Source organism: Streptomyces sp. NPDC093260 (genome assembly GCF_040683715.1).
GTDB lineage: Bacteria > Actinomycetota > Actinomycetes > Streptomycetales > Streptomycetaceae > Streptomyces > Streptomyces sennicomposti.
This window is the reverse complement of sequence record NZ_JBFBEK010000002.1, coordinates 36,455-50,049: the sequence shown is the minus strand read 5'-3', so window position 1 is coordinate 50,049 and position 13,595 is coordinate 36,455. Positions and strand designations below refer to the sequence as shown.

The 13,595-nt window shown below is 72.4% G+C and carries 11 protein-coding genes; 8 read left to right on the top strand and 3 right to left on the bottom strand.

What is annotated here, in order from left to right; all coding sequences use genetic code 11:
* Positions 1 to 81 precede the first annotated feature (81 nt).
* On the top strand, positions 82 to 843 hold the full coding sequence (locus AB0N63_RS02465; protein WP_365523024.1) for a MerR family transcriptional regulator: 762 nt from the start codon (positions 82 to 84) through the stop codon (positions 841 to 843).
* 166 nt (positions 844 to 1,009) lie between these two features.
* Positions 1,010 to 2,194, top strand: a complete 1,185-nt coding sequence (locus AB0N63_RS02460; RefSeq protein WP_365523022.1) for a VTT domain-containing protein — start codon at positions 1,010 to 1,012, stop codon at positions 2,192 to 2,194.
* 33 nt (positions 2,195 to 2,227) lie between these two features.
* Here the strand turns inward: AB0N63_RS02460 and AB0N63_RS02455 are convergent, their stop codons facing one another.
* Both AB0N63_RS02455 and AB0N63_RS02450 read right to left on the bottom strand, forming a co-directional pair.
* A complete protein-coding gene (locus tag AB0N63_RS02455; RefSeq protein ID WP_365523019.1) occupies positions 2,228 to 4,006 on the bottom strand; it encodes a threonine/serine exporter family protein in 1,779 nt (592 codons plus the stop codon).
* 120 nt (positions 4,007 to 4,126) lie between these two features.
* Positions 4,127 to 4,618, bottom strand: coding sequence for an inorganic diphosphatase (locus AB0N63_RS02450; protein WP_176152061.1), 492 nt, complete (start codon positions 4,616 to 4,618; stop codon positions 4,127 to 4,129).
* Positions 4,619 to 4,697: 79 nt separating this feature from the next.
* Here AB0N63_RS02450 and dacB point away from each other — a divergent pair, with 79 nt between their 5' ends.
* The 6 genes from dacB (at position 4,698) to folE (ending at position 12,680) form a co-directional block, all read left to right on the top strand.
* The gene (dacB, locus tag AB0N63_RS02445) at positions 4,698 to 6,329 is read left to right on the top strand and encodes a D-alanyl-D-alanine carboxypeptidase/D-alanyl-D-alanine-endopeptidase (protein WP_365523015.1); all 1,632 of its coding nucleotides are present in this window, start codon (positions 4,698 to 4,700) and stop codon (positions 6,327 to 6,329) included.
* 172 nt (positions 6,330 to 6,501) lie between these two features.
* Complete coding sequence (locus AB0N63_RS02440; RefSeq protein WP_365523012.1) at positions 6,502 to 7,632, top strand: zinc-dependent metalloprotease; 1,131 nt, start codon at positions 6,502 to 6,504, stop codon at positions 7,630 to 7,632.
* A gap of 195 nt (positions 7,633 to 7,827) precedes the next feature.
* Positions 7,828 to 9,051 carry a tRNA lysidine(34) synthetase TilS gene (tilS, locus tag AB0N63_RS02435; protein ID WP_365523010.1) on the top strand — a complete coding sequence of 408 codons (1,224 nt, stop codon included), beginning with the start codon at positions 7,828 to 7,830 and terminating at the stop codon, positions 9,049 to 9,051.
* A gap of 131 nt (positions 9,052 to 9,182) precedes the next feature.
* Entirely contained in the window at positions 9,183 to 9,722 is a 540-nt protein-coding gene (hpt, locus tag AB0N63_RS02430) for a hypoxanthine phosphoribosyltransferase (RefSeq protein ID WP_365523007.1), read from the top strand.
* Positions 9,723 to 9,906: 184 nt separating this feature from the next.
* Entirely contained in the window at positions 9,907 to 11,946 is a 2,040-nt protein-coding gene (gene ftsH, locus AB0N63_RS02425) for an ATP-dependent zinc metalloprotease FtsH (protein ID WP_365523005.1), read from the top strand.
* A 128-nt stretch (positions 11,947 to 12,074) separates the two neighbouring features.
* The gene (gene folE, locus AB0N63_RS02420; protein WP_365523003.1) at positions 12,075 to 12,680 is read left to right on the top strand and encodes a GTP cyclohydrolase I FolE; all 606 of its coding nucleotides are present in this window, start codon (positions 12,075 to 12,077) and stop codon (positions 12,678 to 12,680) included.
* Positions 12,681 to 13,085: 405 nt separating this feature from the next.
* On the opposite strand, the gene AB0N63_RS02415 is transcribed toward folE, so the two are convergent.
* Positions 13,086 to 13,574, bottom strand: coding sequence for a DUF3180 domain-containing protein (locus AB0N63_RS02415; protein ID WP_365523000.1), 489 nt, complete (start codon positions 13,572 to 13,574; stop codon positions 13,086 to 13,088).
* Positions 13,575 to 13,595: the final 21 nt, after the last annotated feature.

Below are 13,595 nucleotides of genomic sequence, written 5' to 3'. Positions count from 1 at the left end.
CGGCGACGGCCGGCCGTTCCCGCTTGCACCTCACGCGGCGTGAGGGCCGACCGTGGACGGCGTACCGAGAAGGGAGCGGAAGTGAGCTACTCCGTCGGACAGGTCGCCGGTTTCGCCGGGGTGACGGTGCGCACCCTGCACCACTACGACGAGATCGGCCTGCTCGTACCGGGCGGGCGCAGCCACGCGGGGCACCGTCGTTACGACGACGCCGACCTCGAACGGCTGCAGCGGATCCTGTTCTACCGGGAGCTGGGCTTCCCGCTCGACGAGGTCGCGGCGCTGCTGGACGACCCGGACGCGGACCCGCGCGCGCATCTGCGCCGACAGCACGAACTGCTGACCGCCCGGATCGACCGGCTTCGGAAGATGGCCGCGGCCGTGGAGCAGGCCATGGAGGCACGCAGGATGGGCACCGATCTCACCCCCGAGGAGCGGTTCGAGGTCTTCGGGGACAAGGACCCCGAGCAGTACGCGCAGGAGGCCGAGCAGCGCTGGGGCGGCACCGAGGCGTATGCGGAGTCGCAGCGCCGCGCCGCCCGCTACACCAAGGAGGACTGGAAGCGCGTCAAGGCCGAGGCGGACGAGTGGGGGGAGCGGTACGCCGCCGTGGTGGCCGCCGGTGAGCCGCCGACCGGGGAGGCGGCCATGGACCTGGCCGAGGAGCACCGCCGGCACATCGGCACGTATCACTTCGAATGCACGTACGAGATGCATCGGTGCCTGGGCGAGATGTACGTCGCCGACGAGCGGTTCAAGGCGTTCTACGACTGCCTGCGACCCGGTCTCGCCGAGCACCTGAAGGACGCCGTCCTCGCCAACGCCGCCCGCCACGGGGGCTGACGGCGGGGCGGGACGGCGGCGCACAGCGGGGACCCGGCCCGCGCACAGCGGGCCCCGCGAAGGCGGTGGAACCTGGGCCGTACACCATCCGTTGATACGTTGTGCGGCAGTACCACGGGGGCCGCAGCGCCGCCGTCCTTCCTCACCCCCTCAGGAGCCCGGTACCGTGACGACGCTCGCCCTCGGCCCGAGCTGGCTTGATCCGAACTACCTCCTAGACACCTTCGGCATCTGGGGCCTGCTTCTCGTCGTCTTCGCCGAGTCGGGCCTGCTGATCGGCTTCTTCCTGCCCGGCGACTCCCTGCTGTTCACCTGCGGGCTGCTGATCACGTCGAACCAGCTGGACTTCCCGCTGTGGGCCGCGATCGCACTGATCTGCCTCGCCGCCGTCCTCGGCGACCAGGCCGGTTACATGTTCGGCAAGAAGGTCGGCCCGTCCCTCTTCAGCCGCCCGGACTCGCGCCTGTTCAAGCAGGAGAACGTCACCAAGGCGCACGAGTTCTTCGAGCAGTACGGCCCGAAGTCCCTGGTGCTGGCCCGCTTCGTGCCGATCGTGCGCACGTTCACGCCGATCATCGCGGGCGTCAGCGGCATGAAGTACCGCTCGTTCCTGGTCTTCAACCTCATCGGCGGCATCCTGTGGGGCGCGGGCGTGACGCTGCTCGGCTCCTGGCTGGGCAACATCGCCTTCGTCAAGGAGAACATCGAGGCGATCCTGATCCTGGTCGTCCTGGTCTCGGTGGTGCCGATCGGCATCGAGTTCCTGCGGGCCCGCTCCAAGGCGAAGAAGAACCCGCAGCCCGCCGTCCGGGACGAGGAGCCGGCCTTCGCCCAGCAGTCGCCGTACCCGCGGGCGCCGTACGCCGGACAGGCGGACGGGCAGCAGGCGTACGGGCAGCCGGTCGCGGACGACGCGACGACCCAGCTGCGCCGCATCGACCCGGGCCCCCAGTCCGCTCCCCGGCAGCAGCCCCGGCCCCGCCCGTACGGCGACGGGAACCCCCCGCAGGGGCAGCAGCAGTACGGTGACCGGAACGCCCCGCAGGGGCAGCAGCAGTACGGCGAGCAGTACCCCCAGCAGCAGAACCAGCACCACGGCGAGCAGTACCCCCAGCAGCAGAACCAGCACCACGGCGAGCAGTACGGACAGCAGCAGCACCAGCCTCACCAGCAGCCGTACGGGCACCAGCCCCAGCAGCAGCCCTACCCGCCGCGGCACCAGCAGCAGCCCTACGCGAACCAGCCCTACGCCGGTCAGCAGTCCTACGGCGACCGTCAGGGCGAGTACGACCCGAACCCGGACCGGAACCAGCAGGACCCGCGGGACCAGGGCTACTACCGCGCCCCCTGACAGCCCCTGTGTCCCCGGTGTAGCGGGCCGGGGTCAGAAGCCCCTGGTCCGCTTCGCCGCCCGCCGCTTCCCGGCGGAGCCGAGCCGCAGGAACATCCGCGAGATCTCCGACCCGAGGTTCACGCCGATCGCGATGGCCATGGCGAGCGACACCGCCTTGGCCAGCGACACCAGCCCCTTGTCGATGTGGTTCTGCGCGATCCCCAGCAGGCCGAAGTACGTCGCCGAACCCGGCAGCAGCGGCCCGATCGCGGCGGTGGTGTAGGGCAGCGCGGAGACGAACCGGTAGCGGGACATCAGCTGCCCGAACAGGCCCACCAGGCCCGCCGCGACCGCCGTGGACGCCACCGGCGAGATCCGGCCCACGTCGTGCATCGCGCCGTACACCACCCAGGCCACGCCGCCGTTGAGCGTCACCCACAGCACGCTGGACCGCTCCTGCTGGAGCAGCACGGCGAAGGTCAGCGACAGCAGCATCGAGGACACGATCTGGAGCACCGGCCGCTCGCTGCCGACCAGTGCCGCGTCGGGGTTGAGCTGCGCGCCGAGCTTCACGCCGAAGTACAGGACCAGCAGCACGCCCGTGACGATGCCGACGAAGAAGTACATGACCTCCAGCAGACGCGCGGAGGCGGTGATGTAGAAGCCGGTCAGCCCGTCCTGCACGCCCGCCACCAGCGCCCGCCCGGGCAGCAGCGCGAACAGGCCACCGGTGATGACCGCGGACGCCTTCACGTCGACGTCGGCCACGGTCAGCGCCACGCCGATCGCGGCCGGGGGCATCGCGGCCACCGTGAACTGGTAGAACTCCGGCAGCCCGCGGCCCGCGCACAGCCAGGCCAGCCGGTCGCCGAGCATCGCGCCGACCGCCGCCGCGGCGAACACCAACAAACCGCCGCCGACCAGCATGGAGGCCGCGCCCGCCAGCAGCCCGGCCGCGCAGGTCAGCGCCCAGCCGGGGTAGGGGTGGCGGTTGCGGCGGATCTCCGCGAGGCGCCGGTAGGCCTCCTCCAGGGAGACATGGGTCTCGGGGTCGCTCAGGTCGTCGACGAGCCGGTAGACGGCCGCCAGACGCGTGTAGTCGGTGCCGCGGCGGCGCACCACCCGGGTGGCCGAGACCGGGTCGTCCACCAGGGACGGCTGGTAGGAGATCGACAGCAGGGTGAAGGTGACGTTCGGCTCGCAGCGGTCCAGGCCGTAGGAGCGGCACACCGCGAACATCGCGGTCTCCACGTCCTCGGCGCCCTCGCCGCCGGCCAGCAGCAGCTCGCCGATGCGCAGGGTCAGGTCGAGGACGCGCGGGACGGCCGGGCCGCCCTCCTCCGTCTTCTGCACGTGTTCGAGCGCGGGCCGCTCGGTGACCGGCATGCGCAGCATGGTGCGCATCCGGTCCTGCCAGGGGACGTCCTTGGTCAGGCTGACCGCCGGGACACCGCCGGGCGGGGTGAAGGCGGCCGGGGCCTGCCGCGCGGTGTAGGTGCTCGGCGGGCTGAACGCCGAGCCCTCGGTCTCGGCGCCCGGCGGCTCGGGGACCTCCAGGCCGGTGGGCAGGGCGAACTCCGAGGTGGTCTCGGACTCGCCGCCGCCCGCCCTGGGCGCGGCCAGCCCCTCGGGCAGCGCGAACTCCGAGGTCGTGGACGACTCGTTGTCCACCGGGGCGGGCGCCGGGGCCGTCTTCGGCACCGGGATCGCCTGGGTCGTCTGCGTCGTCGACGAGCCCGGGGAAGGCCCGGTCGCGGACGGGCCCGAGGGTGGCCTGAAGGCGCTCCTCGCCTCGTCCGACTGCGGCTTGCGGTCCTCCGCATCCGTCACTGGGCAACGCTCCCTGAACGACACCTTCCGTATGCCTCAGTATGCGCGGGAACACGCACCGGCACGCCAAAGGGCCGCGTCACCCGGGTGGGGTGCACGCGGCCCGCGGGCATCGTACGGTCAGTGACCGCCCTGCTCCTGGAAACGCTTGCGGGACCGCTCGATCTCCGCCTCGGCGTCGGTCCGGCCGACCCAGTTGGCGCCCTCGACGGACTTGCCGGGCTCCAGGTCCTTGTAGACCTCGAAGAAGTGCTGGATCTCCAGGCGGTCGAACTCCGACACGTGGTGGATGTCGCGCAGGTGCTCCACGCGCGGGTCCGACGCCGGCACGCACAGCAGCTTGTCGTCGCCGCCGGCCTCGTCCGTCATCCGGAACATGCCGATCGCACGGCACTTGATGAGGCAGCCGGGGAAGGTCGGCTCATCCAGGATGACCAGCGCGTCCAGCGGATCGCCGTCCTCGCCGAGGGTGTCCTCGACGAAGCCGTAGTCGGCCGGGTAGCTGGTCGAAGTGAAGAGTCGACGGTCAAGGCGGATACGACCGGTCTCGTGGTCCACCTCGTACTTGTTCCGCGAACCCTTCGGAATCTCGATCGTGACGTCGAACTCCACCGGTGGCTCCTCCATGATCAGCACATAGTTCTGGTGATTAAGTGTCCCTCACGCAGGTGTGTGATCGCGAAAGGGGCTGGTGGTCGTGCCGGAGCTGAGGGGCTGGCGGGCGGCGCGACCGCGTCTGGAACGCCTGGCACGGGCCGCACGGCCGCGTCTGACGCGGGCCGCGCGCTCGGTGCGGCCGGGGCTCGCGCGCCTGGCGCGGACCGCCGGGCCGCGGATCGCACGGCTCGCCGGGCCCACCGGGTCGCGGTCGGCCCGGACCAGAACCTGGCAGTACACCGCCGGTGCCGCCACCGCCGGACTGGCGCTGGCCGCCGGTGCGGTGACCGCCGCCGGTCCCTGGGACTCCACCGGTCAGCGTACGGCCGAGCGGGACCGGGCAGTCGCCCTGGAGCGGACGGGTGGCACAGATCACGGCCGCGGTTCCGATACGTCCGCTACGTCCCACGCCCCGGCCGGCGAACCGGAGCCCGCGCCCAGCGCCGGGGCGGTGCTGGTGGGGCTCGACGCCGCCGGCGCCACCGTGAAGTCGGCCTCCGGCGCCAAGCCGCTGCGCGACGTCCTGGACCCGCTGCTGGGCGACGCCGCCCTCGGCGCCCGCCACTCCGCCGTGGTCGTCGACGCGGCCACCGGCCGGACGCTGTACGAGCAGGACGGCGGCCAGGCGTTCACGCCGGCCTCCGTCACCAAGATCGCCACCGCGGTCGCCGCGCTCTCCGCCCTCGGCCCCGACCACCGCTTCACCACCCGTGCCGCGCTGGAGCCCGACACCCGCGAGGTCGTCCTGGTCGGCGGCGGCGACCCCACGCTCACCGCCCGCGCGGACGCCCACGGGTGGGCCTCGCTGCGCGACCTCGCCGACGCCACGGCGGCGGCGCTCGCCCAGCGCGGGCTGCGCGAGGTGACGCTGTCGTACGACACCACCCTGTACGCCGGGTCCGACCTGCACCCCATCGGCGTCAACGACAACGTGGCCAGGGTGACGGCCCTGACCGCCGACGAGGGCCGCACCGACGCGTCGACCAGCGGTCCGGCGCCCCGCGCGGCCGACCCGGCCGCGGACGCCGCCCGCGCCTTCGGCCGCTTCCTGGCCGGCCACGGCGTCAAGGTCACCGACCCCGGTCCGTCCAAGGCCACCGGCCGCGCGCGGACGCTGGCGAGCGTGTCCTCGCCGCCGCTGTCCGACGTGGTCGAGCGGATGCTCACCGACAGCGACAACGACATCGCCGAGGCGCTGTCCCGGCAGACGGCCGCCGCGACCGGGCAGCGGGCCGACTTCGCCGGCGGCGGCCGGGCGATCGCCGGGCAGCTGAAGAAGCTCGGCCTGCCGCTGGCGGGCGCGCAGTTCCACGACGGCAGCGGGCTGAACCGCGCCGACCGGCTCACCGCGAACCTGCTCACGGCCCTGCTGCGTACCGCCGCCGACCCGGCCCGGCCCGGCCTGCGCCCGGTCCTCACCGGCCTGCCGGTGGCCGGCTTCACCGGCACCCTGGCCGACCGCTACGCGGCGGACGGCGCGGCCGGCCTCGTCCGCGCCAAGACCGGCACGCTGACCGGCGTGAACACCCTGGCCGGCACGACGGTGGACCGCGACGGCCGCCTCCTGGTCTTCGCCTTCCTCACCGACGGCACGACAGACCCGCAGGCGGCGCAGTCCGCCCTGGACACCACGGCAACGACCCTGTCCTCCTGCGGCTGCGCGTAACCCACCCGGCGGAAACCTTTCCCCGGCCCACCGGCACCCCGCGGTCACCCGCACCCCGGGGCCCGTCCGCGCGCCGGTGCCGAGTGACGCACACCGTCGCGGTCCGCGCCCCCGGCGGCAGCCCCGGTCCCACAGCCTGCCCCAAGCGGCAGCGCTCACGTACCGTTGACGCATGACGAGCATCGGTGGTGCCGCAAGTCCCGGGATGGTCGACTGGAATCTCGCGGTGGCGACCGCGACCCGGCTGGTCAGGCCGGGCCCCGAGGTGAGCCGCGACGAGGCCCGCGCGGTCGTCGCGGAACTGCGCCGGCACGCCAAGGTCTCCGAGGAGCACGTCCGCGCCTTCACCCGCCTGGGCTCCGAGGAGTCCCACGACACCCCGGTCCTGGTGGTGGACCGCCCGGGCTGGGTCCGGGCGAACGTCGCCGGCTTCCGGGAACTGCTCAAGCCCCTGCTGGACAAGATGGAGCAGCGGCGCGGCCGGACCCCCGGCAACGCCGTCCTCGGCGCCGTCGGCGGCAAGGTCACCGGCGTGGAACTCGGCATGCTGCTCTCGTTCCTCGCCTCCCGCGTCCTCGGCCAGTACGAGACCTTCGCCCCGGCCACCCGCGAACTGCCCGCCGGTGAGAACGGCGGCGGCCGGCTCCTGCTCGTCGCCCCGAACATCGTCCACGTCGAGCGCGAACTCGACGTGCAGCCGCACGACTTCCGGCTGTGGGTGTGCCTGCACGAGGAGACGCACCGGACGCAGTTCACCTCCGTCCCCTGGCTGCGCGACCACCTCGAGGGCGAAATCCAGTCGTTCTTGTCGGAGACCGACGTCGACCCCACCGCCTTCCTCGAACGCATCCGCGACGCCGCCCAGTCCCTGGTCGGCGGCCGTCCCGAGGGCGAGGAGGAGGACGGCGGCCGGTCCCTGGTCGAACTGGTGCAGACCCCCGCGCAGCGGGAGATCCTCGGACGCCTCACCGCCGTCATGTCCCTGCTGGAGGGACACGCCGACTACGTGATGGACGGCGTCGGCCCCGAGGTCGTGCCGACCGTGGCGGAGATCCGGGAGAAGTTCCAGCAGCGCCGCGCCAAGGGCGCCTCGCGGCTCGACAGCGCCCTGCGCAAGCTGCTCGGCCTGGACGCCAAGCTGCGCCAGTACCGCGACGGCGAGCGGTTCGTCCGAGCGGTCGTCGACCAGGTCGGCATGGACGGCTTCAACCGCGTGTGGACCTCACCGAACACCCTCCCGACCAAGGCGGAGATCGCCAAACCGGCGGACTGGATCACACGGGTGCACCGCAAGGGCGAGTAGGAACCCGCGTACGGACGGGGCGCACCGAATCCGGCCGACGGCAGGCGGACGCCCCTCCAATCACCCGTCCGAGGGACCGTAGGCAAGGGATAGGCGTGCGATGCTCGGGGAACGGCCTGTTTCTGTCACCATCGACACACTCTGAGTGACCGATCTCGGGCTCACCCCCCGAAAACTCCGTGAAGGGAACCGGACATGGGTCCCCATCCTGCGGTCGCGGCGATACGCCTGGCGGTACGCCGCGTCCTGAACGACATCCTCGACGAGCGGACCGCGCCCGGCGCGAGCCCGCCCCGCCCCGAGTTCCAGACCGCGCACGCGGCCCGGCAGACCTACGGGGCGCAGGCGCGGCACGCCGCCCCCGCCTCCCGGGCCGCGCGCTCCGCCGGCCGCCCGCCCGGCGTGCCGACCCCCGGCCGCGGCCCGGACGCCGACGCACGCCCCGGCCCGCAGACCGCCCACGAGCGCCCGCCCGCCCCCCACGAGCGCTCCGGCGAGCAGCCGCCCTCCCCGCTCGTCCTCGTCGCCTGTTCCGGCGGCGCCGACTCCATGGCGCTCGCCTCCGCCCTCGCCTTCGAGGCCCCCAAGCTCGGCATCCGGGCCGGCGGCGTCACCGTCGACCACGGCCTCCAGGCCGGCTCCGACCTGAGGGCCGGCGAGGTCGCCCAGCGGCTGCGCGAACTCGGCCTGGACCCGGTGGACGCCGTCGCCGTCACCGTGGGCCGCGAGGGCGGCCCCGAAGCCGCCGCCCGCGACGCCCGCTACGCCGCTCTCGACGCCGCCGCCGAACGCCACGGCGCCGCCGCTGTCCTCCTCGGCCACACCCGCGACGACCAGGCCGAGACCGTGCTGCTGGGGCTCGCCCGCGGCTCCGGCATCCGCTCCCTGTCCGGAATGGCCGCGGTCTCGGGGGCCGGCGGCCGTTACCGGCGCCCCTTCCTGCACCTCGACCGCCAGACCGCCCGCAAGGCCTGTCTGGTCCAGTCCCTGCCCGTCTGGGACGACCCGCACAACGCCGACCCCGCCTACACCCGTTCCCGGCTGCGCCACGAGGGCCTGCCCGCGCTGGAGAAGGCTCTCGGCAAGGGCGTCGTCGAGGCCCTCGCCCGCACCGCGCAGCTCTCCCGCGACGACGCCGACGCCCTGGACGCCTGGGCCGGTCAGGCCGGCGCCGCAGTCCGCGACGACGCAGGCCGGCTGGAGTGCGCCAAGCTGTCCGTACTGCCGCCCGCCGTGCGCCGGCGCATCCTGCGCCGGGCGGCCATCGAGGCCGGCGCCCCGGCCGGTTCCCTGTTCGCCCGGCACATCGAGGAAGTCGACCGGCTGATCACCGGCTGGCGCGGTCAGGGGGCCATCAACCTCCCGGGCAAAGTCGTCGCCCAGCGGCAGGGTGGCAGACTGGTGATTCGGCAAGGCTGAATCCTTCCTCCCGGGGAGGCGCCGGTCACACCCCCTCGGGGGAGTACCGGACGGCCGGCCTCCCCGGCGGGGAGGGCCGGAACAGCCGGTGGGACGACCGACCGAAAGTGATGCGGGTGGACGCGAAAGACATGGGTGCCGACCTTCAGCAGGTGCTCATCACCAAGGAAGAGATCGACGCGAAGCTGGTGGAGCTGGCCGCGAAGGTCGACGCGGAGTACGCGGGCAAGGACCTGCTGATCGTCGGCGTGCTCAAGGGCGCGGTCATGGTCATGGCCGACCTGGCCCGGGCCCTGTCCACCCCCGTCACCATGGACTGGATGGCCGTGTCCTCCTACGGCGCGGGCACCCAGTCCTCCGGCGTGGTGCGGATCCTCAAGGACCTCGACACCGACATCAAGGGCCGGCACGTCCTGATCGTCGAGGACATCATCGACTCCGGGCTGACCCTGTCCTGGCTGCTGTCCAACCTCGGCTCGCGCGAGCCCGCCTCCCTCAAGGTGTGCACGCTGCTGCGCAAGCCGGACGCCGCGAAGGTCGCCATCGACGTGGAGTGGGTCGGCTTCGACATCCCCAACGAGTTCGTCGTCGGCTATGGCCTGGACTACGCCGAGAAGTACCGCAACCTGCCGTTCGTCGGTACGCTCGCCCCCCACGTCTACGGCGGCTGACCCGGGCGGTCCCGCCCCGTACGGGTGATCGGGAACCCCGGCGGCACCGGAACCGTTGGAGCATGCAGACGGGGACGCCGGCTCTCCCGTGCGGCTTCGAGCCACAATGCTGGGGTACCGTCAGAAGAACTGTCTTATCAAACTCACTATGGCAGGAGGGACGGGGCGGCACCGCTCCGTATGGATGGACGTGAAGCGATACTTCCGTGGGCCGGTCATGTGGATCGTGCTGGCCGTCCTTGCCGTGGTCGTGTTGATGCAGGTCGTCGGCTCGTCCGGCGGCTACAAGACGGTGGACACAGGCCAGGTCGTAGCGGCGATCAATGACAACCGGGTCCAGCAGGCCAAGCTGACCACCGGCGACGAGCAGACCATCAAGGTCGAGCTCAAGGACGGCCAGAAGGTCGACGGCAGCTCGAAGATCCAGGCGAGCTACATCGGCGACCAGGGCGTGACCATCGCCAACACGCTGCAGACCAAGTTCCAGGACAAGCAGATCCCGAAGGGCTACACGGTCTCGCCGACCAAGCAGAACGCCTTCGTCGGCGTCCTGCTGTCCCTGCTGCCCTTCGTCCTCATCGTCGTCGTCTTCCTGTTCCTGATGAATCAGATGCAGGGCGGCGGCTCCCGGGTCATGAACTTCGGCAAGTCCAAGGCCAAGCTCATCACCAAGGACACCCCGAAGACGACGTTCGCGGACGTCGCCGGCGCGGACGAGGCCGTCGAGGAACTGCACGAGATCAAGGAGTTCCTCCAGGAGCCGGCCAAGTTCCAGGCCGTCGGCGCCAAGATCCCCAAGGGCGTGCTGCTCTACGGCCCGCCCGGCACCGGCAAGACCCTGCTCGCGCGCGCCGTCGCGGGCGAGGCGGGCGTGCCGTTCTACTCGATCTCCGGTTCCGACTTCGTCGAGATGTTCGTCGGCGTCGGCGCCTCCCGGGTCCGCGACCTGTTCGAGCAGGCCAAGGCGAACGCCCCGGCGATCGTCTTCGTCGACGAGATCGACGCGGTCGGCCGTCACCGCGGCGCCGGTCTCGGCGGCGGTCACGACGAGCGCGAGCAGACCCTGAACCAGCTGCTCGTGGAGATGGACGGCTTCGACGTGAAGGGCGGCGTCATCCTGATCGCCGCCACCAACCGGCCGGACATCCTCGACCCCGCGCTGCTGCGCCCGGGCCGCTTCGACCGCCAGATCGCGGTCGACCGTCCCGACATGCAGGGGCGGCTCGAGATCCTGAAGGTCCACCAGAAGGGCAAGCCGGTCGCACCCGACGTCGACCTGGCCGCCGTCGCCCGCCGCACCCCCGGCTTCACCGGCGCCGATCTGTCCAACGTCCTGAACGAGGCCGCGCTCCTGACGGCCCGCAGCGACCAGAAGCTGATCGACAACAAGATGCTGGACGAGGCGATCGACCGCGTGGTCGCGGGCCCGCAGAAGCGGACCCGGATCATGTCGGACAAGGAGAAGAAGATCACCGCGTACCACGAGGGCGGTCACGCCCTGGTCGCGGCGGCCTCGCCGAACTCCGACCCGGTCCACAAGATCACGATCCTGTCCCGCGGCCGTGCCCTCGGCTACACGATGGTCCTGCCGGACGAGGACAAGTACTCCACCACGCGCAACGAGATGCTCGACCAGCTCGCCTACATGCTGGGCGGCCGGGCGGCCGAGGAACTGGTCTTCCACGACCCGACCACGGGCGCGGCCAACGACATCGAGAAGGCCACCGCCACGGCCCGCGCGATGGTCACCCAGTACGGCATGACCGAGCGGCTCGGCGCCATCAAGTTCGGCGGCGACAACACCGAGCCGTTCCTCGGCCGCGAGATGGCCCACCAGCGCGACTACTCGGAAGAGGTCGCCGCGCTGGTGGACGAGGAAGTCAAGAAGCTCATCGAGAACGCGCACAACGAGGCCTGGGAGATCCTGGTCGAGAACCGTGACGTCCTCGACAACCTCGTCCTGGCGCTCCTGGAGAAGGAGACCCTGGGCAAGGAGGAGATCGCGGAGATCTTCGCGCCCATCGTGAAGCGTCCGCCGCGGCCCGCCTGGACCGGCTCCTCGCGCCGTACGCCGTCCACCCGCCCGCCGGTGCTCTCCCCCAAGGAGCTGGCCCTGACGAACGGCGCGAACGGCTCGGCGGCGGCGATCAGCACCGTGAAGTCGACGGCGGTGGAGTCCGCCCCGGCCACGGAGCAGACGCCGGAGGACCGCCCGGAGAGCTGACCGCAACGCGACCGGGGCGGCGCGAGCCGCCCCGGCCCCGGAATGGATGCCGCGTCCCCCTGGTTCTAGCCTGGGGGGCGCGGCATTTCGCATGTCCGCTGATGAGACACACAGGAACGAGGCTTCAGATGACCGACCCCGTCACGCTGGACGGCGAGGGCACCATCGGCGAGTTCGACGAGAAGCGCGCCGAGAACGCCGTGCGCGAGCTGCTCATCGCGGTCGGCGAGGACCCGGACCGCGAGGGCCTGCTCGACACCCCCGCACGCGTGGCGCGGGCGTACCGGGAGATATTCGCGGGGCTGCGGCAGAAGCCCGAGGACGTGCTGACGACGACGTTCGACCTGGGGCACGACGAGATGGTGCTGGTGAAGGACATCGAGGTGTTCTCCACCTGCGAGCACCACCTCGTGCCGTTCCGCGGCGTCGCCCACGTCGGGTACATCCCGTCCGCCAGCGGAAAGATCACGGGCCTGTCCAAGCTGGCCCGGCTGGTCGACGTCTACGCCCGCCGCCCGCAGGTGCAGGAACGACTCACCACGCAGATCGCGGACTCGCTGATGGAGATCCTGGAGCCGCGCGGCGTCATCGTGGTCGTGGAGTGCGAGCACATGTGCATGTCCATGCGCGGCATCCGCAAGCCCGGCGCGAAGACCATCACCTCGGCGGTCCGCGGCCAGCTCCGCGACGCGGCGACCCGCAACGAGGCCATGAGCCTGATCATGGCGCGCTGACGCGCCCCGGCGAAGCCGGCCCGATCCCACGGCCGCCCTCGCCCGCCCGGCCGCACCACCATGCCGCACCCGCCGCGGGCGGCCTCACCGCGGCGGCGGGCACGCGTGCTCGGCCAGACTCCAGGCACCCGGCTGCGCGCCCCCGCGCAGCCTGGCGGCCCGCGGGTGTCCCTGCCCCGCCGGGCGCGCCCGGGGCGCTCCCGCCTCGTCCGCGAACTCGCGCGTGGTCCCTCGCCGCGCCGGGCGTCCGGCTGGACGGCCTCACCCACCGCGAGGCCCGCGTACCGCCCGGCTCCGCCGGGGGGCGGGCCGGGCGCCGTGTCCGCCTGCCTGACGGCGCGTGGGCGGCCCTGCCCCGCCGGGCGCCTCGTCCGTCCATGCGGGCGCGGGCGCCCTGGTGCGCCGTCACGCCGCCGGCTGGGCGTTGTCGTGGTTCTGGTCGTCGTCCTCGGGGAGCTTGCACACCCTTTCGAGGAAGAGGGCCGCCGCTATCACCGCGAGACCGGCCAGGACCGAGAACGCCGCGTAGATGGCCTGGTCGCGGCGGGCAGGGATGTCGAGGAGTTCCAGCAGGACGACGCCGGTGCCGCCGTACATCCCGGCGACCAGCGCGGCCACCAGGGCGCTGGCCTGGCCGAACACCACCGCGCGGGCCGCCATGAGCGGCTCCACGCCCTTGGCGTCGGGCCGCCGCTCGCGCTGCGCCTTGAGCCGGGCGCGCAGCGACAGCGCCGTGGAGAGCAGGACGACGGCGATCAGACCGAGGACGATGGGCGCGGCCACCGGCACGCTCGGCAGCGTCCCCACCGAGTTCCACAACCGGGCGGCCGCCCACGACAGCACCCCCGCCACGACGAACACGCCGACCAGCACCCTGATGCGCAGCTCTTTCACGGTGTCCCTTCAGCTCCCCCG

Coding starts and splice junctions, on each gene's coding strand:
- AB0N63_RS02440 (WP_365523012.1), top strand. CDS start 6,502: ATGACGAGCATCGGTGGTGCCGCAAGTCCCGGGATGGTCGACTGGAAT.
- tilS (WP_365523010.1), top strand. CDS start 7,828: ATGGGTCCCCATCCTGCGGTCGCGGCGATACGCCTGGCGGTACGCCGC.
- hpt (WP_365523007.1), top strand. CDS start 9,183: ATGGGTGCCGACCTTCAGCAGGTGCTCATCACCAAGGAAGAGATCGAC.
- ftsH (WP_365523005.1), top strand. CDS start 9,907: ATGGACGTGAAGCGATACTTCCGTGGGCCGGTCATGTGGATCGTGCTG.
- folE (WP_365523003.1), top strand. CDS start 12,075: ATGACCGACCCCGTCACGCTGGACGGCGAGGGCACCATCGGCGAGTTC.